Origin of the sequence: Marinobacter salinisoli (assembly GCF_017301335.1) — a bacterium.
Lineage (GTDB): Bacteria > Pseudomonadota > Gammaproteobacteria > Pseudomonadales > Oleiphilaceae > Marinobacter > Marinobacter salinisoli.
This window is the reverse complement of record NZ_CP071247.1, coordinates 2,747,143-2,766,002: the sequence shown is the minus strand read 5'-3', so window position 1 is coordinate 2,766,002 and position 18,860 is coordinate 2,747,143. Positions and strand designations below refer to the sequence as shown.

Here is an 18,860-nt window from a genome sequence, read left to right as displayed (position 1 = left end):
ACCGAATTTGCGAAAGGGAGTTGCCAAACCGCGTCAAAAACATTAAAGTTTGCGCCCTCAAATGAGCGGTGATACCGCTGATTTGAAACAGTTTATTGGAGAGGTGGCCGAGTGGCTGAAGGCGCACGCCTGGAAAGTGTGTATACGTTAATAGCGTATCGAGGGTTCGAATCCCTCCCTCTCCGCCAATATATTTTTCGGGGCTAGGCCTTGCGCTGCAAGGTCTCCCGAAAAGTTCCCTAAGAGCTGAGGTTTGCGTCCGTCTGGTGGAACAATCAGGTGGAACAATATGTACCTTCAGCGTAGCAGTTTCGGGGTTTATTACACCCGCATCCCCCTTCCAAAATGTGCCCGCGATGACGGGTTTCCCCACGCCGTTCGCGTATCGCTATTAACCAAGTGTCGAAAGACTGCCGTTCAGCGCAATGCGCTGGTCAGTGGCTGTGTGTTGGATTATTTGGGTCAGCCCGGCACATTTTCTTCTCGTGACCATTTTGATCGCGATCTGAAGGCTCTTCGGCTGGGTCTGCACGGTTTTTTCGACGGTACCCTCAACCATCCCCCTGCTCAGGCAAACGCGCCGGAGACCCCCCTTGTTTCGACCTCTACGGAGACGCTCGAACCTAAGTCCGATAAAAAGGCCGCTTACCGGGATTTCGCCTGGTTGATCCGGAGCTACATGAAGTACAAGCGCAAAACCGGGGTCACCGAGAAGTATCTTCAGCAGGTAGCGGGGCGGCTCCGACCACTGGTGGGGTACTTTAATGACCGGAACCCGCGAACCCTCAAGATGACGGATGCGTTGGGTTACCAGGAGGATCTGGTTAGCAACGACTGGAGCGCCAAAACCACCAAGGAGTACATGAGCGTCGCGCGCCAGCTCTGCGACTGGTGTGTTCGCATGGACTACCTGCGACGCAATCCCTTTGACGGGGTCAAGGCAATTCTCCAAGAATCTAAGGCGGCTCATGAGCAGCGAGCAATCTGGACGCCGGCTCAATTACAGGACTTGCTGTCGCATGAGCGCTTTTCAACCCGGGGTGGCCCGGATGACATGTGGATCCCTCTGATTCTATTGCATTCAGGCCTTCGCCCCAGCGAGGCCTGCCAGCTTCGTGTCTCGGATGTCCGTCAGTGCCCCTTGTCGGGCATTTGGTACTTCAATGTCAGTGATGAGGGACCCGGGCAGCGGGTGAAGACGGCGAATGCCCGCCGACATGTGCCCGTTCATCACGATTTGCTTCAGAGAGGCTTTCTGGAATACCTGAGCCGCCGCAAGGCGGCACGCAAAGTTCAGTTGTTCAACTGCACGCCGACCGGGAAAGACAACGACTGGTCGCGAAATTTCACGCAGCGCTTCAATCGCTTTCTGTCGAACAAGCTGGGGTATGAGACGGGCAACCGTCCGACCGCACACAGCCTGCGTCATACCTTTATTGATGCGCTGAAGCAACAGGACGTACCTGAGTATTTGGTCGCGGAAATTGCGGGTCATTCCAAGCGCTCGATTACGTTTGGCCGGTACGGGAAACCCTCTGGTCTGGCGAAATGCGCCAAGGTGATAAATTCGATTGAGCTCGTTGGTGGTAGGTAAGGAGGATAGGGGGCGGTAACCTTCAGAGAGGTCGGCGCTTTCGTGAGTGGGTCAAGGAAATGCTTTACGTAACATGCTGAAAAAAAAGGGAAAAAGTTGCGTTGGCATTTTTTTGGGGTTACTGTGTTGGCTGAAACATGAGGAAACTTCAGTGAAACGTACCACCAAGCGCCTTCAGCACTTCACTCGTGCCGAGGGCTTTTCTGCCACCCCTATCGGAGCCGCCTTGGTTGACTGGCTAAACAACAAATCGCTCGAGCTGTCGGAAACGACCGTGAAGGGTTATCGTTCAAAAGCCAAGTTGATTGACAAGCACTTCAAGCGTCAGGAGCTGTGCTCAATCAGACCGCGTTGTGTGAGAGGATTCATTGAGAAACTGCACAAGCGTGGGTATAGCAACAAAACCATCAACGAGTACCTGATTGTGCTTCGAGGGGTCTTCAGGGGGCTTGTCGAAGACGAAGAAATCCCCAAGGATCCCACACGGACTCTGCAAAACTTGCGGACGGTGATCACCGGCCCGGATCCCTTTACCCGCGAGGAAATTGCCAAAATGACCTCGGTTCCTGGGGCGCAAGTGTCTGAAATGGCGATGCTCAAGCTTGGACTGTACACGGGACTGCGTGTGAGTGAGTTGTTGGCGCTTGCCTGGGAGGACGTTGATCTTGCCCGGCGTACGCTCCACGTCCGGCGCGCCCGGGTCAACGGAATATTCAAGACGCCAAAGAATCGTGCAAGTGACCGGGTGATTTCGCTCCCGCAGCACGCGGCGGATCTTCTTCTTTCTCTCCAGCCGTTGTCGGGTAAGCCACGCTTAACAAGAAGTTATTCCGTCACGCTCGAGGACAATCGGACCCAGTCTCGTCAACGGTTGCGGATCGTTTTTCTGAACAGCAATACCGGCGAGCCGATCAAAACCGATAGTCACTACGCGCGGTACTTCTTAGGTCCTTTGCTCAACAAAGCGGGGGTTCGTTACCGATCGCCGAACAACTGTCGGCACACCTGGGCCAGTCAAATGCTTACTCAGGGAGTTCCGGCTGCGTGGATTGCAAGACAACTGGGCCACACATCGGAGCAGATGATTTATCGCCATTATGGAAAGATCATTGAGCAAGATATGCCGGATTTCGTTGAGCAGCAGGAACAGGTGTTTGCTGCGGTCGCTTAGACTCTCGCTCTAGGACAACCTTGAGTAATCGTTCTCAGAACTGGCTTGAGCAATGGCTTAGAGGCGTGGGCGACGCTGGCCGAGTCGTTCTCTGTCTTCTCTCTGATTGATGTGTATGCTGCCGGGTGGGGTAGTGGAGGCTATCATTGCCCGCGCGCAGCTACAGCTGAGGGACGTGTCAGAAGACGGGTGTGTGGCCTGAGTTGAGAGAGGGGGCGCAATGCGCCCTAAATTCCGGGGGCTTGCCCCGGCCAAACCCTTAGCCTGGAAGTTCACCGATATCTGCTCGAAAGAACTATATATCGATGACTACGGGAGCGTTCGTGATCTTGAAGTGCTGACCGCATGCGCTCACGTTCGCGTAGATCACTCCATCGCGTTCTATCCTGCCGTACCCTTCGTGTATGTGACCGCAGACGTGCGCCCTAAGATTCTCTAACTCCTCAATGCGCTGCCGGATCGGATGGCTCCCTGCATGAATTTCTTCATCGGGAATGTAGTCGAGAATGCGCAGTGCTGGTCCATGAGGTTTTCCGGTTCGGGAGTAGAAAATTCCGTTGACCGCTCATGGAGACACTAAAAGCTTCGCTGGAAACTAACGGCACGATGCAATCACCGTGCAACTTACGGTCGCTAAGGGTGCTTTGCACCGTTAATCTAAAACAGTGATCATCTATGGTCTTAGCTCATTTCATAAACCGGCAGTTGGAAGTAAAAGTAACTGCTTTTACATTTTCGCCCAATACCGTTGTGTATGAGTGGTCAGTGAACACGCCTTTGCCCATTTTAGGGAGTAGAGTAAAAACGCTAACCCTGTTGCTACTGAATACCTCAACGCCAGATATCACGTTTTCATTTGCAATGACGATAGTGGCTGTTTTCTCCGCTTGGGGGATTAGCTCATCCAGCCTTGCGCCACCAAGATCTGTATTACCCCACTTGTATCGAAGCGTTCTAGGATCAGTCGAGTCAATCGTGAAGAAAGGATGGGTTCCCGAATACTTATCCTCTGAACGGAGGATCGAAACCTCTGTTGCATTGGGGGGCTCTTTCCTAATATCGATACGCGGGCCGATCGGCTCATCACATATGGCTGCAAGTAGAGTCTCGGAAGCCACCGGAATCGACCAAGATACCAACACTAACAACGTAAAAATCCATTTCATTAAACTCTCCCTTGGCTGGCTGACAGCTAGTTCGATGACAATTGGCGTATATCTCCGAGCAGAAACGGACATCATCCGCCATTTCTTAACATTAATCATTGGTCAAAAACTTAGTCTTTGAAAGCAATGCACGGCAAAACGCCGATTGTCTCTGTTTCTCGGATCTCCGCAAGCCAGCTGATCTCGCAAAGAGTTTTTAGGGTTACCCTACTCTGTACCCGCTTTTGTTTAGAAACCTGAGAGGCCCCAGCGGTCGCAAAGCGGACATTGAGTGCATCAATCATCATCACCACTTCGCGAATTTTAGGCCTTGCGGGCTAATCGTGTTAATTGCCATACATCGTGGTCAGGGACCGAAGCGCCTGGACGGCAGCCTTGCAACGCTTACCAAGCTCAATCTTATTGGCATACTGATACTTCTTGCGTTCTTCAACGAGCATTTCATTAAGCGCTGCCGTTAACTCACTACCCGAGTGGCTTACGCTGTCTGTCCCAACTTGAAAGTACAGACCCGTGCTGTAGTAATACTGACCAAGAGAAATGACGTCGTGGGCTTTGTCTTTGTAATGCATGAGTGCCCGACTGATCTGGTTCCCGCAATAGGGTTCAGCAGCTCCGTAAATTTTGGTAAAGGCATAAGCTTTACCCGCATCAACAGCGACCAATACTTCAGCGGCTTGTCTGAGTTTGGGATCGTCGAGGGCGCTTTCATCCCGACCGGTCAATCGGGCCACCACCGCGATAACCTGCTCTTCGGATAGAGGGCCTCCACTTGCCGATGATTCTATCTTTAGCGTTTCACCATTACAGGGACGATCCTGGAAGGACATATTTCCGTCGGCTTGCTTGCAATGGTAGAGATTGCCGGCTGGCAAGTAAGCAGAGCATGTGTACAACAAAACCGTGGTGAGAATTCGATACAGCACGTCCGTTTCCATCCTTTTTTAACCGATCACACCGCCATCGCCGAAGTCAGTGTAGACCTACCGAATGGACTGGTTACCTTTCGGTCATAGCTTGCAGGAACCACGGGGGAGGATGGAGGAAATAACTCACGAAAGCTGGAAGTTTTGCAAAGATTTACGCGGTAATGCCCCAGTCTACTTCTATCGGGTCAAATTGAGAGCCCGAAGGTCGCAAAGCGGACATTGGATCTAGACGCTCAATGCCAAGGCTCAGCTTCTCAGATTCTTGGGCCCATCTCGATCGACTGAGCGGGAACTCTAAAAGTTAAGAGTTCGATAACGTCTAAAGATTAGTTCAGAGCTACTTATTTCGTAATTCTGACAGAAGAATTGGATTCTAGCGTTCTGGGGATACTTTCCTTTGTATTGAAAAACATCAGATCCTTCCAGAATCTCTAAAATTTCATCCATTATTAATCCATGCGCTATTCGCCCTGCTAAAAGACTTTCAACTTCCTTAGCAAAATCATCATAGTCATAGGATTCAGGCAGGCTGAAACCTATATCAGATAAAAGGTTAGAGTCTTTAGGCTCGTACTTTTCGAACGCCTCTTGAAGCTTAGGATTTTTGTTGAATTCCACGCTGATTCTTCGAACATCATCACTACTTAGCAAATCAACAAAAACATGATGGCATGACTCAGAACTGAAGGAACGCTTCCACTTGCTATTAAACAACCTCTTGGAACAAATCAATGTCCTATCAGACTTTTTCTTCTCCTCTTGTAGACTCCAGCGCAACTCATAGAAGTCGTCGATAACACGATAGACTTGCCAGATCCCCGCGGTATACGAGGTTACCCAGTCGCCAATTTTTATATCCTTCATATCCACGCCTATCGTCTGGAATTTGTGACCGCTTTAACCGCGCGGCGACTGTAAACAAAGCTGAGTCGCGCACTTTAGCGGTTATGCCAAAGCCAGTTTCCAACGCACCTTGCTAACTGAAAAATCGAGAGAATCGGCCGCGCTTTTTCCCTAGAGTTTTATATCCAAAATAGTTGGTTGGAGAAAGACTGGCACCGGCCAACTCAGCTCCCTCGTTTAAAGCGCTGTTGACTGTATTGAACTCAGCACTCCGAGTTACGATGCTATTGAAGACCTCTGAAAGGCCGGGTTCACCGTGGTAAATCTGTGAGGCGATCTCGATTCCTAGCTTGTATATGGGCTCATCCCTGTATGGAAACTCACCCTCAAGCCCCTCGACTTTATAAGTATCAGGAAAGCTCAGGTCGAACTTATGACTGAGAGCTATACGGCAAAATGCACTTGGTAGAAACGCCAACACTCTTTCGGCATCGTCCCGGCTTAGGCCTCTTTGCTCCAGGTCGACGCTTATAGCTGAGTCGTCTTTTTCTCTTAACTCGAGAAAGACTGGGAGTACGCCTTCGATTTTTTTGCGATCAATCATTTTCAGTGAACAGCTTTTGATTTGAATTCGCAGTTTGCAGCAATCACCCCGCAGCGTCCAAACAGAATCACTGCACAATTGAAACCACGTCCCTTGCCACAAAAAACGGAAGCACCGGTCGCAAAGCGGACATTTAAAATGGGCAACCAATACCCCTAACAATCCCTAAAATGGGACAATGTCACCATAGTCACTTGTTATGCGTATTTCTCACAAACTTCTTCCAACTCCTCCTGCACCCACGCCAGAGAAGTTTGTGATTCCAGATTTTGTTTCATGATTTCGGACAAGGCTGTTCGTAGCTTAAGCAACTCTTCTTTCTCGCACCGCAGGCGCCAAATATCCGCCTTCGACGGCGCGCTATTTATCTGAGACTTCAGCAAATTCGATAACTTGAAGTTCTCATCGAGAACCAGCGCTGCCATCTGTGAAATTGGAAATTCAATCATCTGGACACATAACAGCTAATTAGGTTGAAATCGCATTAAACCGCAAGCGGTTCTACCGGGCAAAAGCGGAGGCACCGGTCGCAAAGCGGACATTTAGAATAGGCACCGCCACGCAACTTGGCAGCCAGTGTATGCTGACCAAATAACGTGGCTTATCTACAATAGATATTAAAGCTCGGCCATCTTGTATGAGTTTATGGACGCCTTCGCTCCCGGGTACTGCTCGGATATTTCTATTTCTGAGCCTACAATGCTGTAGGTAATCTTCGCGTCTCCCCGGGCGTTTCTCCAGCGTCCCCAATCTCCGTCAATAAATCCTGCCCAAACCACCACTTCATGCTCAACATTACACCGGTAACGCCATAAACTATTATCTGACTCTCTACGATAAGATAACTCTACAATCCCTGATTTGAATTCAGTCGAAATTGAATCTGGCGACTTTGTAAATGCGGTTGCTATAGATGCCTTACAAATCTTTTGTTCCAAGTCTTTGCTTGGCGAAGCTGGAAAGTCTGGTAATGCAACAGCTTTATCCTCACGATAATCCACATAGTCGTCAGAGCGACCTTTATCTTTTGGAATAAAATTAGATAGAACCAGCACCACAAAGACAACTCCTACCACTTGGAGTTTTTGCTTAGCTGACATGGGATTTCGCTTAAATGCCTTAGGCTTGGCACCGCAGTGAGGGCAAGCCTTAGCGCTTGTGCTCACCAAACCCTTACACTCCCCGCAGTTGATAACCGCCATGAGAGAACCTCCTTTTTTACCTTTATGTGTTATTTTGCGGCTGGTCTGATTGTTCGTATTCGCGACCATAAGCTAATCGGAAAGGAGCCAATCTATATTTTCGGGTTCTCAAGTTAAATGGCATTTGCGTAACGAAAATATTCACGCCACAAACTGATCACAAATCAGCCAGGCCACCGGTAATCAACGCATGCATTAACGATGGGTTCTACCGATGACTCTTTTATCGTACAAAAATTGAGGCATGGGCAGCTGCAATACTCATCAAGGAAGGTCAAGCCAAACAAATTCTAGAATTTAGCCTGGCGACTGATCATCGCCAGGACTGCTTTTCTATGGAGGGGGTGAATCTAGATTTGCTTCATCTAAATCCAGCCGGCCAGAAAGCCAGCTTTTCCAAGATAAGATAGGGGATTATCTGTCGCTCACTGAAGACGGGTATTTTCAATGGCCTTGGAGCCGACGACCTTGTTCCCCATGTTTTCCTTAAAAGTGGTTTTGTCAGCGGCAACTGTGTAAGTAACAATCGAGTCACTGGTCTTGTCGCGCCAGCGGCCCCAGCTTCCATCAATTTTTCCAGCCCAGATTATCAAGCCGTCCTTTGGGAACTTGCACTTCATTTCGAAGCGTTCTCCGTCAGACCGCGTATAGCTAACGAAAGCCTCTTCCCCCTTCATGGTTCCCGTCATAATGTCTGGATCTTTGTACATCATGGTTGCGATCGCGCCTTTACACAATCCAGGTTTGCTTGGCGTCCCCGCAAATGCCGAACAAGAAATAGCTACTCCCAGCGCAACAGCAGTAATACGCTTCATGAAAACTCCTTGTGTTAAGTGGAAATGAGAAAGTACTCTACCAAGAGCGCTGATGTTTAACAAAAGTGGATGTATTGCATGTTGAAGCTGCTAAAAACCCTCACACTGGGTGCCAGTTTGTCACTGTTCTCGGCTGCCACCCTGGCAACCGAATACTTCGTTGAGAACGACACTCTGGTGTGTGACACAGAAAAGACGTACCGGGCCCAAATAAAGCACTTAGTCGATGGCTATCGCTCAGTGATACGCGGTTGCGAAATAACGATGGGAGATACCCCGGTTCAGTTGATTGACGCCAACCTTACTGGCCCTTCCGAGGTTGAGATCAAGCTTACTGGTAGAAGAATTTGGGTTGGAAACGAGGCATTACACTCGAAATAGTGGCTTACTGATCTGGGAGAAGGGTGGCAAAGCAATTGGTAACAAGTCCTCAGTTTTTCGGACAAGACTATTTGCCATAGCGCTGCCCTCTCTATTCTGACCTCCTAAAATGCGCACATAGTTTCCCCAAGCATTTTGCTATCAACCCAGAAATTTCAATCAAATCTGTAAGTCAAAACCCTTTATCTGCTCACAAATTAATCAGTTGGCCGAATTTTATGCAACGTATCTTTGCGGGAATTATTTTCTTTTTACTTCCTTTTTGCACTTCTGCCCAGCCAAAACACGTCCCGGTTGAGTACTGGGAAAACCTCCCCTCCCACATTGATCAAAAGGTCGTAGATTTAGTTGTAATAAATGCCAGAACACTCGGTGTGAAGTGTGACTCTGTATCATTTTTGTCGACATTTGGAGATGGGGATAAAAGCTCAGGATTTAAGCTCGCCTGCAACCAAGGAATGCTGAAATACTTACTGATCCACGAAGGTGAGCAAATATGGAGAGCTGAGCAAGTGCAAAATCTCCATAGCCATCCCTAAGGCGTCGAATTTAGGAGCCTTGGCCACATCTATTAGATGGGCCCCAATGTCCGCTTCTGTTAAGCAGCGGACCGATCGAGGCCGCATGCCAGCAAGGACAGGGAGCGCTGGGCCTATGAGAAGCAGATAGAGAGTGATTTCTCTTGGCCAAGCCCACCGACAATGCGATTTGGGAATCATTCAACGGCAGACTCCGTCAGGAATGTTTGAACGAGAACTGGGTCCTGTCACTTATCGATGCCGAGTAGAAGATTGGCTCCTGGAGAACGTTCTACAATCAAGTCAGACCTCACTCCGGACTGGGGTGGTCAACCCCGCCTGACTATGCCCGAATACACGATATTTCCCGTCTACCGTAGCGGCAATGAAAGCCGGATCTTTTTTATAATGAGCGGTACTGAAACGAGGTCAGGGTCAATGGCCCATGTGACCGCCGCTATTCTGAACTCTTTGGAGTATCACGTAATTGTCAGTTCGCCTCAGCAGACTGAATGACATGCTCACAGAATGATTGGCCGCGGACCCTCGGTTGACTGTTCTGGCTCTTTACCCATTTGAATATGCCCGCTCTCGACTCGTTTCGAATTTGTCCATTCTTCTCACGCTTAGACACTGCTCTATAGTGCATTCAAGCGCCGGGGGAGCGCCGGGGGTGGGCTAGGAGCCAGAAGTATTCCAAAAACATGGACTAGCAATAAGTCTCGCAATGCAGGTTATCGAGCTATTCCCGCGACAGAAGCCGGACTTTTCAACTCTAGCTGGGCCTAGTTCGGGGATGGTTATATCTTCGCCAATCTCTCTTGCCTTTCCTTATTTTGAAACCGACGCGAGGATCTACCGTCGTCCACGCGCAAACTTTCTGCGCGTAAAGCCTTTTTTTGCTGCGCTAAAAAAACCGAATGCCAGTGCGAAAAGACGATCTTTCCCGGCGAAGTATTCCATGTCGATAATTATATTGCTTTAAAAACAATGCTTTACATGTATCCTGTTGTGTGGGATTGTCTTGGTTTGGTCAGGCTTGGGATAGCAAAGTTTTAAGAGTCTTGTGAAGGAAGAGCGATGGCAAATGTTGCTAACAGGAAGATGTCAAAACCTTTGCTGTGTCTTGACCTAGAGGGGACATTGGTCAGCAACGCTGTGTCTCAAATTCCTAGGCCCGGGCTTTACTTTTTTCTGGAAGAGGTAGCGAGTTTTTGTGATCTGATGATCTACACGAGCGTCAGCGATGGTCGTGTAGAGAACATTCGAAACCTCTTGGTCATCGAGGGCGTTGCTCCTCTCTGGTTTACCGATCTGCCAGTGATCCGGCCAGAGACCACTTTGAAGCCAAAGGCCAAGTGCGGGCGAGAAGACGCTTACTTACTCGATGATCAGAAAGCGGTGATCGTGCCAGGGGAAGAAGATTGGTGGATTCCGATAGAAGAGTTCCTGCCGCCGTATTCCGAATGGGATCGTGGTTTAATGCAGGCTCTGATTGAGGTCAGAGCGCGACTGGGAAGCCAAAGGGGGTGACGCATGAGCGCCAAATCACCGATATCACAAGGTGACGGTTTCTATCTCTATTTCGAGGAGTTGCTCTGCGCCGAGCCGCAATCGGCGTTTCTTCAGATCGACAATCCCACCGCAGTCCATTTCGAGAAAGAGACTTTCCAGGGAAAGGTCCGTGAACAGCTAGTTGTTGAGATTTCCTCGGAGGTGCTTGACCGAATAGCGATTGACTGGATTAAGAAGCGGAAGCTTCAAGGTGCGGTGGGTGGTCCGGTCGGGCTTGAATGGGGATCGCCCGACTGCCCTTATGACTAATCCGAGGCATAGCATGAACAGGAGAACGGCATGAGCGACGATCTATTAGGGCTGGGAGATAACGACATCGATGCACTTGATCAAAAAAAGCGCGAAGACCTGAGGTCCAGAAATCCCAACAATGAGCCGGAAGTGGTCCTATCGATGTGGACGCTGGCAACCCTCACGCAAGCTGGCGAGGTCGTAAAAAAGGTCGTGTTCGGTGTTGTGGAGCAGTGCCTGACTGACGACTATCAGACCGGAGATATCGCATGCAGCGAGTCCCTGATTGATGTGCCTCAGCATCCGGAGACACGGATCTATGTATCTCAGAAATTGCGTTATGAGTGCAAAGGCATCGGTAGAGAGGTCACGATCGCCGAAGAGGAGTTCTGGCGCTGCCTGCCAGATACCGATGCCAGCATCGATGACCTCAAGCGTCGATTGGAGCGCGGTGAACTGTGAGACTCGTTTGAATTTCAGACACACACAGCCTGCATGACCAGGTCGGATCGCTTCCGGCCGGGGATGACTAACTGATTACCACTCGTTGGGGCGATCGTCTTCGTCATCATTTTCCGGGAAAAGATAGGGGAGGTCATCGAGAGTGATGACGTGCTGCTTCCAGAATTCGAAGTCTTTCATACGTAAATAGCGTTCGTCATTTTTGTCGATTTTCTCGCTCTTGTCGATTTCCAGCGGCTTGGTTGACATTGCGGCAAGAGAGTATCCGAGTGCGTGCAGCGCGCGGCGAAACAGGCCAATTGTTACGCTATCGTCATCGTTCTCGATCTTTGAAATCGTGGTTTTCGAGAGCTTTGCTCGCTTCGCCAGCTCGGTCTGAGTCAGTCCATCTATCTTGCGGAGTTCACGAATGGAATCGCCAAGTGACAGCTCTCGATGATCGATGCGATGTTTGAGCTTCAAGTGTGCTTTGAGCCGATCTACTCCTTTCAACGCTCGAGGCATTTTAGGCATGAGAAACTCGTCAATTAATGGCGTTTTAGGTGAAAAACATTAAATTCAGACCAGTATAGTGGTCAAGATAGCGGTTTTATCAAGCAAAGGTACAGCATGATGGTATTCGTATTGTGAGGCTCGTTTGTATTTCGGACACGCACAGCCTGCATGATCAGCTTCCAGATCTTCCTGCTGGTGATGTCTTGGTTCATGCCGGTGACTGCACCGGCACCGGGAAGTTAAGACGTGGTTTCGAGTTCGTGGAGTGGTTCGCTGCGCAGCCTCATGAACACAAGATTCTGATCGCCGGAAATCACGACTTCTGTTTCGAGGATCATCCGGAATGGATGCAGGAGCATTGCGAAAATCAGGGCGTAATTTACCTCGAAGACAGCTCTGTAGTGATTGATGGGGTCAAGTTTCATGGCAGCCCTTGGACTCCTGTATTCAGAGACATGGCATTCAACGCGAAGCCAAAGCTAATGCAGGAAAAAATGAAGTTGGTGCCTGACGACACCCAAGTGCTGATTACACACGGGCCGCCCAGAAGGCTTTTCGATTACGTGCCGGCCGATGATCTGCATGTAGGATGCTTATCCATCGCTGCTCGATTACCGTTCTTGAAACAGCTTAGAGCGCACATTTTCGGGCATATTCACGAAGGCTACGGAAAGCAGGAAAAGGACGGTGTGATCTCTGCTAACGTGTCTACGTGTACCTCGCGGTACGAGCCGACGAATCCGGCTGTTGTTATCGATTTGATCGATAAATAATCGAGGTGTTGCCGTGAGGTTGGGCCAAGATATTCAATTAAATAGATATTTAGGTCAGTGGCTTGGAGATTTAGTGAGAATTAGCAGCGCCATTTACAAATCGTGGGTTGTCGATACGGAGTGATGACAATGGACGAAAAAAGCAAAGAAGCACTCGATAAAGCCACTGCACTGATCGACGAAGCAGATGAAGTGATCATCGAGCGTCTCACCGAACTTCGCAAAGAAAACCGTCAAGCTGAAATGCAGGAGCTTGTTGATGCCCACGCGCAGCGAGCGTCATTCCAGGATTGGCTTGATGAGGTACGGGCGCTGACAACGCCGACCTACAAGGAATTGCAGGATGCACATGCGGCAGAAAGCCGAAAGATCAGCAAGCTCATCGAAGAAGGTTACGACTTTAAAGAAGAAATGGGGAAGAGCCCGATCATGAAGGTATTTGGATCGCCACCCGATCGTGAAAAACGAAAATCGAACGACGATCAAGACCCACCTTTGTAATCCCGCGATAGCCGCCCCGGAATGAAAATTCTCGACTTTGAGCTAACACCGTTTCACGAATTAGATTACCGATCCTCCGGCCCCGGCGGCGTAGAGCGCCGCTCAGTATTACCGTTCTACCGCGCCTGGGTAGATACGCTCCCTGAAAGCGTCCAGTGTATGGTCGCGATGTCGGATATTCAGGGTCGCGAACTTGACCAAGAAAGGAATCGTCTGCTCGGCGAAGCCATTGCCGACGACCTTGAACTACTCGAAGACCTTGGTGAAATTCCTCGCGTTGGCGGCGTGCTGCTGTCAGGAGATTTGTTCGACTACGAAGACTGTCGAAAGCTTGGTGGTACGGGTGACGTTACATCAGTTTGGAAAGCATTTTCGTCTTTTGCCCCCAAGGTGGTTGGCGTTCATGGAAACCATGACCTCATTGCGCAAGAATTACCGAACAATGCCCTCGCCCTAGATGGCCAGATAGATGTATTCGCCGGTCTCAAAATCGGCGGATTGTCGGGAATCATAGGGCGGGAAGATCGACACCAACGTCGTAGCGAAGCGTCGTTCGCAAAGCACCTTACGAACCTTTTGGCTCAATCACCCGAAATTCTTTTGTTGCACCAAGGCCCGGACGACCCGGCGCGAGGCCAGCCTGGGTCGCATATCGTGAGGGAAGTGCTGGAGCGCCACGGCTCCTCTTTGATCATCTTTGGCCACAAACACTGGTCGGACCCTCTTGGGCAAGCCGGGGAGCATCAGTTGCTGAACGTCGATCACCGCGTAATTCTTTTGTGCCCTCGCTGATTGCAGTTCTCTGGGCAAGATTCGCAATGTCTTTGTCGGCAAATTACTAATCCAGCTGGTGGGTTTGCAACTGGGGGGGGCATCAGCCTGCCGCTGAGTTCGTGACAAAATCCGCTTCGATCAATCTGGCTGATTGGCCTGTATCAAAGACTCTCTTTAGGTTTGGGATCAAGGTTCGTACCAACGGACACGTCTCTTGCATGCTCCATCGCCTTGAAGAAAGCGGTAATAGAGCAAGGGATTAGCAGCGTGAAATTCGGTTCTTGAGGCTTAAAGTGTGAAAAATGGTTCTCCTGTCCTGAGGGAAAAGTGTGGAAATTGGTTCACCGGACTTAAAAGTGTGAAAAGTGGTTCTTCCATTGTATGCGTCATCGCTAAAGGTCGAGTGGAGCTATCTTTTAAGTCTCTGAAATATTTATTTTAATGTGGCCTGTTGGAGATGGTCGATTGTAAGCTTGGGTGGCGTTGATTTGAGCCCAGACAGCCAGCTACTGGTAGCATTGAGAAGACTCTATTGCGTTGAATGGGCTTTAAACGGCCTAGCTAAAAGCGAAAGTGAGACTCCGACACAAATGATAAGAACCAAAACCACGCATTTTTAAAGACTGGTTCGTGACGTTTTTGGAATCGAACGATCTGCCCTTGCTAATAAGGTGAGCGTTTGCCATAGGCGTTAGGAGGTTCCTTAAACAAAAGCAGACGCTCGCGCCCGGAGTTAACTGGAAAGCCTGATTCCCGCAAAAAATTCGGCGAAACAGCAGTGGGCCCAAAATTCTATAAGTGGTTCAACTGAAAGAGGGGGGGGGACACTCCGATTTCAGCACCATCTTATTTCAGCTTATTACCCGAAAAATACCGGCTCTGATTGCTGAACCGCTAGACGGGCGATGACGCTTTGTTGAACGTAGTCGGATGGCGCGGAGCACCCCCTTAGAATGGGAGCGAATCCGGAATAAGAAGGCCCGCTTTGCCTCGATTTTTCGTTTGCCGTCCCAGTAGGCGTCCAGCCAATTAACTTGGTAATCCCGGAAAATTGTGTGCCGGAGTTCGTTCGGGAGCCTCACGAGGGTCTTTTGAGCGCTCTACTGCCGGACGATCCTTAGCTTGCACTTCGCCGTACCAACCCTCTTTTTTTGCTTTGATGACTGTGTTGATAAGCAGCTCTTGATACTTCTGATTATCAAAGGAGATCGTCATGTCGACTGCATCTTCGATTGCCATCAGAATGATTTCCTTGGCGGTGTCGTCGGACTGGACACGGTAAGTGGTGAGCCCCTTATCTTTCCATTTCTCTCGCGATGCGCGGTAAAGAGCAGCTGCTTTCTGGCGATTGGTTACCTGCTGCTGGGGCAAGACGCCGACGATTTTCGGAGAGATTTTCATGATGACCCCGTAATACGGTACGGATAGTGCGTCTACCATATCATTAGCGATCGTTTTCGGCGCTTTGGTCAAACTGTCTGGTCGAGCAGTGTCGTGAATCAGCTGGTTTGCCACTCTGTGCATCAGCTCAAGCTCTTCCTTCAGCTCTTCATTCTCGGTCTTGTAGTCCCTGACCTTGTCATAGGCTTTGTTGCGCATGTGCATCACAGCGCCATACCAGTGCGTCAGCTGGCCGTGAGGCACGTACTTCTTCGGCGTCACATCGACATCATACTTCCTGAGCACCGAATCGCTCGCTTTTGCCACCAAAATTTCTTCTGGCTCTGGAACATCCTTGGCCATGCCGGCGAGTTGTTCCAGTTCGGCCAGGGCCTTATTCAGGCGGTTCTCGTAGGTTTCGGTCCGCTTCTTGATTTTGGCCTTGTTCTTTTTGAGTGCTTCCAGATCAGCCATGCCTTTCTTGGCCTGCTTGCAGGCGCTGCCGAACTGCTTGGTGAGGGCTTCGACTGCCTGCTCTTTTGTCTCGATCTCGCGATCGATCGAATTCAACTTGATCTCGGACTTCTCATGCTTCTTCTCAAGGTTCTCGATATCGAGCTTGAGTGAATTCAGTTCGGCCTCGGACTTCTCACGCTCCTGGACATTGTCTTCCAGCTTCTGCTCCATTTCCTTGATCTCTTTTGGAAGATCGTGGTGAAGCTGATGAACAGAACGGTTGATGTACGTTGATGGATCGTCGCCCCGGGCAATTCGAACCCCGATCTTCTCGCCGCGGGTTATGCCGAGGTGCTCATAAGCAGGCACGATCACATCTTGGAGGCTGGAGAGCATGCCCCGGGTGAGCTTCTTGCTGACCGGTGCTCCATGAAGATCGTAACCTTCTAAAATGTAGTGAGCGTGAGGTGATGCTTCGTCACGGTGAACCACCAGGCCGGCTACCCGTGTCTTCAGGCGACGTGCCACAGACTTGGCTGCACGAAGGTAGAGGCGGTCCTGTTCTTTAACGGGCAGGTCCCGGATCTTCTGCTGCACATCTCGGCCGAAGGTGATGATGCCGCTGATTGCGACGGATGCGTCTTTGCGGAGACGACCCGGGGGGGTGGTGCCGTGGTGTTCGGTACGGTGGATGCGACGTTGCTGACAAAGCTTCTTCAGCTCGCCTGGCGTTCGATATGGAACGATGGTGCTGTTGTTGCAGGTGCGGCTACCGTCTATGTAGCCGGGCTGCTGGCCACTGCGAAGATCGTGTTTACGATCACCGCCGGCCTTGGTTACGCTGAGAGGTTTAACTCGCGTGCTGACTGCTGTACTCATAAGTGCGTTCCTTGCACGTTGTGTCTTTGTCTTTTAGGGGTTTCGAAAGGGGGCGGAGCCTCCCTTCGCCTAGTCGATTTCGTGCCCCTTTAGGGGGGCCGAAGTCTAGTAGGTTCTACCTTTGGTGAATTCTCTGTGCTTCATTCAAGGTAACAAAAACACCTCAATTTCAGTCAGATGCTATCCGGTTCAAGAAGTTTGTTGTGAGTGCAGGCGGCCGCCTTCAGCGGTTCTAAAAGCTTGGTAGGGAGGTTGTTGAGACATTGATGGCAGATGCCAAATAAGGGGTGGTGGGGCGGCAGGTGCGTATTTCTGAATTGGCTGACGGACAAGTGTGAGTTGGTTGTTGTCGGGAATTAAAGCATTGAGTGGCTTGAGAAACTCGTGCCGAATCAGTGGAATGCCTCTACAAGCCAGACCTCAATTATCTGTCATCAATCAATGATTTTACGTTGATGTGAGGAATTGCAGTCGATCGTTAGGGGGGCAAAGTGTAACTGGCACGAACCGCGGGCTAAAGCTGCCGGAATTGCTCGCCCGAGAGCGACAATCCCGGTCTAGGTAGGCTTGTTCTTAAACAAGTTCCTTAGGGACAGCGCCTGTACCGGCTGGGCACCTTATCCATTTCTTGATTTCTTTTTTGTTAGGTGAGTGCATCAAAACATACTTACAATCGTTGCAAACATAGTTGCGAACCCGATTGGCAATCGAGATTTTGTATTGGGATTTGCAAAGGGGGCAGACCCAACACACCTTTATATTTGCTTTTTCTGAGTACTCTTTGAGTAAGTGACGCTGATCGTCTCGAATATATTTTAGAAGCCAAGGAGCTGTTACAGCAGCGCTTTTGTTGGTCGCTAAGTCAATTGGGGTTGCCATGTACCTAATCATTTGTTTCTCCGTGAGTAATCGTCCCTGGGCCAGTCTTTTGACTAATGAGTGTTTCGACTTTTTTAAGGGTAGGTTGAGAAGCAGCAAGCCTAGATCGCGAGTACAGCGGCTCAACTCATCTATGCTTAACTCGGGTGTTGCCTGTGTAACTGAACCCGTTCCAGTGAGTCTTGGTAGACTCTCATCGCGCAGCCTTAACACCAGATAACCAGCAGCTGACCACTGTTGGTCCTTCATTGTGTCCTTATCTTTATTGTGGAAACGACCGTCGTACTCAATGATTGCTTTATATTTAGGCAAATAGCAGTCGGGTTCATAGTTGCAAATTTCCTCTTCGTCCTGTGCTTCTATTCCTAGCGCCTCTTTAATAACTCTGGTTAAGGCCCTTTGGACGCGGGGATTTGAGCTAGTGCAGCATTGCTTGCACGTCCGGATGATTAAGTCGTCACCGTTTTTTCCTGAAATTCTGTCTTTTAGGGTGGCCTTCCATGGTTTGTGATTCGTGCGCCGATGACAGTTCCATACGAGCGGCGTATCCATAAAAATTTTGCTCGTTTCCATCGGGCCATTTTGTTCTGTGTCGTATTCTTTGCTTAAAATCTCGCTATCGATTATCAGTGAGCGGGCCTTTTGAATGTGTGGTAGTTGTTGTGCGGCTCTGGAGCAGGCTCGGCAGTTCGATTTTAGTTTTATGCGGTCTCGAGCCGTTGCATACCACTCGAATCCACACTCTAGTCCAAATCTAGGGTCTTTCGGATCGATAACTATGTTTGTGCAATGCCACCAGCCCTCGCTACGCCCACCGCGGAAGGCGATGTCCGATGGCAATAAATAGTCGTTCTTCTCAACCATCCATTCTGCTGCCAGACCAGGATGGTGGTATTGAAGAGAGCCATTGGCTTGCACGAAGTTGTCGTGTTTCGCTTGCCCGCGGAGTTTGAGGGCCAATATCGAGCAGTCATTGGCAGCAGGGCAAGTAATTAGTGATTCGTGAAGCTGTCTAGGTGTTTGAGTGAGGCTATATTCATAGGCTGGGCAGTCAGGACCCAAGCAGCGCAATCGAATCTCATTTGTGCTCCATATGGATAATCCATAGCCAGAGGGTGTGTTTGCTCCGTTGTTGAAATATATCTTCATTACCGGATGGTCTTTTGTTTTCTGTTTTTTTTTCATTGCTTTCACCTATGGTTTTTTTCAATTTTAATTGCCCCAATTCTTGA

Annotated in this window: 20 protein-coding genes, 1 tRNA gene and 1 pseudogene; 12 read left to right on the top strand and 10 right to left on the bottom strand. The window is 49.8% G+C overall.

Translation table 11 applies throughout. From position 1 onward, the window contains the following. Positions 1–97 precede the first annotated feature (97 nt). The 4 genes from LPB19_RS12575 (at position 98) to LPB19_RS12560 (ending at position 3,204) form a co-directional block, all read left to right on the top strand. Positions 98–188: transfer RNA gene (locus LPB19_RS12575), tRNA-Ser, on the top strand. A 65-nt stretch (positions 189–253) separates the two neighbouring features. After that, positions 254–1,594 carry a site-specific integrase gene (locus LPB19_RS12570; RefSeq protein WP_206643244.1) on the top strand — a complete coding sequence of 447 codons (1,341 nt, stop codon included), beginning with the start codon at positions 254–256 and terminating at the stop codon, positions 1,592–1,594. Between the two features lie 151 nt (positions 1,595–1,745). After that, positions 1,746–2,765, top strand: coding sequence for a tyrosine-type recombinase/integrase (locus tag LPB19_RS12565; RefSeq protein ID WP_206643243.1), 1,020 nt, complete (start codon positions 1,746–1,748; stop codon positions 2,763–2,765). 220 nt (positions 2,766–2,985) lie between these two features. After that, complete coding sequence (locus LPB19_RS12560; protein ID WP_206643242.1) at positions 2,986–3,204, top strand: hypothetical protein; 219 nt, start codon at positions 2,986–2,988, stop codon at positions 3,202–3,204. Positions 3,205–3,451: 247 nt separating this feature from the next. Here LPB19_RS12560 and LPB19_RS12555 read toward each other — a convergent pair whose 3' ends face one another. The 7 genes from LPB19_RS12555 to LPB19_RS12525 all read right to left on the bottom strand — a co-directional run bounded on the left by LPB19_RS12555 (position 3,452) and on the right by LPB19_RS12525 (position 8,324). Beyond that, positions 3,452–3,931 (bottom strand): hypothetical protein, encoded by a 480-nt coding sequence (locus tag LPB19_RS12555; RefSeq protein ID WP_206643241.1) that lies wholly within the window; start codon positions 3,929–3,931, stop codon positions 3,452–3,454. Positions 3,932–4,257: 326 nt separating this feature from the next. After that, positions 4,258–4,869, bottom strand: a complete 612-nt coding sequence (locus LPB19_RS12550) for a hypothetical protein (protein WP_206643240.1) — start codon at positions 4,867–4,869, stop codon at positions 4,258–4,260. A gap of 285 nt (positions 4,870–5,154) precedes the next feature. Then, positions 5,155–5,724, bottom strand: a complete 570-nt coding sequence (locus tag LPB19_RS12545) for a hypothetical protein (protein WP_206643239.1) — start codon at positions 5,722–5,724, stop codon at positions 5,155–5,157. 112 nt (positions 5,725–5,836) lie between these two features. Further along, on the bottom strand, positions 5,837–6,307 hold the full coding sequence (locus tag LPB19_RS12540; protein WP_206643238.1) for a hypothetical protein: 471 nt from the start codon (positions 6,305–6,307) through the stop codon (positions 5,837–5,839). A gap of 197 nt (positions 6,308–6,504) precedes the next feature. Continuing rightward, positions 6,505–6,756 (bottom strand): hypothetical protein, encoded by a 252-nt coding sequence (locus LPB19_RS12535; RefSeq protein ID WP_206643237.1) that lies wholly within the window; start codon positions 6,754–6,756, stop codon positions 6,505–6,507. A gap of 168 nt (positions 6,757–6,924) precedes the next feature. Beyond that, the gene (locus tag LPB19_RS12530) at positions 6,925–7,509 is read right to left on the bottom strand and encodes a hypothetical protein (RefSeq protein WP_206643236.1); all 585 of its coding nucleotides are present in this window, start codon (positions 7,507–7,509) and stop codon (positions 6,925–6,927) included. A gap of 425 nt (positions 7,510–7,934) precedes the next feature. Then, on the bottom strand, positions 7,935–8,324 hold the full coding sequence (locus tag LPB19_RS12525) for a hypothetical protein (RefSeq protein WP_206643235.1): 390 nt from the start codon (positions 8,322–8,324) through the stop codon (positions 7,935–7,937). Positions 8,325–8,923: 599 nt separating this feature from the next. On the opposite strand from LPB19_RS12525, the gene LPB19_RS12520 reads away from it, so the two are divergent. The 5 genes and pseudogenes from LPB19_RS12520 (at position 8,924) to LPB19_RS12495 (ending at position 11,491) form a co-directional block, all read left to right on the top strand. Further along, entirely contained in the window at positions 8,924–9,244 is a 321-nt protein-coding gene (locus tag LPB19_RS12520) for a hypothetical protein (RefSeq protein WP_206643234.1), read from the top strand. A gap of 90 nt (positions 9,245–9,334) precedes the next feature. After that, a pseudogene (locus LPB19_RS17120) lies at positions 9,335–9,603 on the top strand (integrase core domain-containing protein); the annotation flags it as partial. Positions 9,604–10,303: 700 nt separating this feature from the next. Beyond that, a complete protein-coding gene (locus LPB19_RS12505; protein ID WP_206643232.1) occupies positions 10,304–10,756 on the top strand; it encodes an NIF family HAD-type phosphatase in 453 nt (150 codons plus the stop codon). Between the two features lie 3 nt (positions 10,757–10,759). Then, complete coding sequence (locus LPB19_RS12500) at positions 10,760–11,047, top strand: hypothetical protein (RefSeq protein ID WP_206643231.1); 288 nt, start codon at positions 10,760–10,762, stop codon at positions 11,045–11,047. A 30-nt stretch (positions 11,048–11,077) separates the two neighbouring features. Next, complete coding sequence (locus tag LPB19_RS12495; protein ID WP_206643230.1) at positions 11,078–11,491, top strand: hypothetical protein; 414 nt, start codon at positions 11,078–11,080, stop codon at positions 11,489–11,491. A 75-nt stretch (positions 11,492–11,566) separates the two neighbouring features. Here the strand turns inward: LPB19_RS12495 and LPB19_RS12490 are convergent, their stop codons facing one another. Then, positions 11,567–12,004, bottom strand: a complete 438-nt coding sequence (locus tag LPB19_RS12490; RefSeq protein ID WP_206643229.1) for a helix-turn-helix domain-containing protein — start codon at positions 12,002–12,004, stop codon at positions 11,567–11,569. Between the two features lie 113 nt (positions 12,005–12,117). Between LPB19_RS12490 and LPB19_RS12485 the strand changes: the two genes are divergently transcribed. The 3 genes from LPB19_RS12485 to LPB19_RS12475 all read left to right on the top strand — a co-directional run bounded on the left by LPB19_RS12485 (position 12,118) and on the right by LPB19_RS12475 (position 14,052). Next, on the top strand, positions 12,118–12,759 hold the full coding sequence (locus LPB19_RS12485) for a metallophosphatase domain-containing protein (RefSeq protein ID WP_206643228.1): 642 nt from the start codon (positions 12,118–12,120) through the stop codon (positions 12,757–12,759). Between the two features lie 129 nt (positions 12,760–12,888). After that, a complete protein-coding gene (locus LPB19_RS12480) occupies positions 12,889–13,260 on the top strand; it encodes a hypothetical protein (protein ID WP_206643227.1) in 372 nt (123 codons plus the stop codon). A gap of 21 nt (positions 13,261–13,281) precedes the next feature. After that, complete coding sequence (locus LPB19_RS12475; RefSeq protein ID WP_206643226.1) at positions 13,282–14,052, top strand: metallophosphoesterase family protein; 771 nt, start codon at positions 13,282–13,284, stop codon at positions 14,050–14,052. A 1,011-nt stretch (positions 14,053–15,063) separates the two neighbouring features. Here LPB19_RS12475 and LPB19_RS12470 read toward each other — a convergent pair. Continuing rightward, complete coding sequence (locus LPB19_RS12470; RefSeq protein ID WP_206643225.1) at positions 15,064–16,749, bottom strand: plasmid recombination protein; 1,686 nt, start codon at positions 16,747–16,749, stop codon at positions 15,064–15,066. A gap of 573 nt (positions 16,750–17,322) precedes the next feature. Continuing rightward, positions 17,323–18,813, bottom strand: a complete 1,491-nt coding sequence (locus LPB19_RS12465; protein ID WP_206643224.1) for a zinc-ribbon domain-containing protein — start codon at positions 18,811–18,813, stop codon at positions 17,323–17,325. Between the last annotated feature and the right edge of the window lie 47 nt (positions 18,814–18,860).

Bases quoted from the DNA above. Each gene is read 5' to 3' on its own strand.
- LPB19_RS12560 (WP_206643242.1), top strand. From the start codon at position 2,986: ATGCGCCCTAAATTCCGGGGGCTTGCCCCGGCCAAACCCTTAGCCTGG.
- LPB19_RS12555 (WP_206643241.1), bottom strand. From the start codon at position 3,931: ATGAAATGGATTTTTACGTTGTTAGTGTTGGTATCTTGGTCGATTCCG.
- LPB19_RS12550 (WP_206643240.1), bottom strand. From the start codon at position 4,869: ATGGAAACGGACGTGCTGTATCGAATTCTCACCACGGTTTTGTTGTAC.
- LPB19_RS12545 (WP_206643239.1), bottom strand. From the start codon at position 5,724: ATGAAGGATATAAAAATTGGCGACTGGGTAACCTCGTATACCGCGGGG.
- LPB19_RS12540 (WP_206643238.1), bottom strand. From the start codon at position 6,307: ATGATTGATCGCAAAAAAATCGAAGGCGTACTCCCAGTCTTTCTCGAG.
- LPB19_RS12535 (WP_206643237.1), bottom strand. From the start codon at position 6,756: ATGATTGAATTTCCAATTTCACAGATGGCAGCGCTGGTTCTCGATGAG.
- LPB19_RS12530 (WP_206643236.1), bottom strand. From the start codon at position 7,509: ATGGCGGTTATCAACTGCGGGGAGTGTAAGGGTTTGGTGAGCACAAGC.
- LPB19_RS12525 (WP_206643235.1), bottom strand. From the start codon at position 8,324: ATGAAGCGTATTACTGCTGTTGCGCTGGGAGTAGCTATTTCTTGTTCG.
- LPB19_RS12520 (WP_206643234.1), top strand. From the start codon at position 8,924: ATGCAACGTATCTTTGCGGGAATTATTTTCTTTTTACTTCCTTTTTGC.
- LPB19_RS12505 (WP_206643232.1), top strand. From the start codon at position 10,304: ATGGCAAATGTTGCTAACAGGAAGATGTCAAAACCTTTGCTGTGTCTT.
- LPB19_RS12500 (WP_206643231.1), top strand. From the start codon at position 10,760: ATGAGCGCCAAATCACCGATATCACAAGGTGACGGTTTCTATCTCTAT.
- LPB19_RS12495 (WP_206643230.1), top strand. From the start codon at position 11,078: ATGAGCGACGATCTATTAGGGCTGGGAGATAACGACATCGATGCACTT.
- LPB19_RS12490 (WP_206643229.1), bottom strand. From the start codon at position 12,004: ATGCCTAAAATGCCTCGAGCGTTGAAAGGAGTAGATCGGCTCAAAGCA.
- LPB19_RS12480 (WP_206643227.1), top strand. From the start codon at position 12,889: ATGGACGAAAAAAGCAAAGAAGCACTCGATAAAGCCACTGCACTGATC.
- LPB19_RS12475 (WP_206643226.1), top strand. From the start codon at position 13,282: ATGAAAATTCTCGACTTTGAGCTAACACCGTTTCACGAATTAGATTAC.
- LPB19_RS12470 (WP_206643225.1), bottom strand. From the start codon at position 16,749: ATGAGTACAGCAGTCAGCACGCGAGTTAAACCTCTCAGCGTAACCAAG.
- LPB19_RS12465 (WP_206643224.1), bottom strand. From the start codon at position 18,813: ATGAAAAAAAAACAGAAAACAAAAGACCATCCGGTAATGAAGATATAT.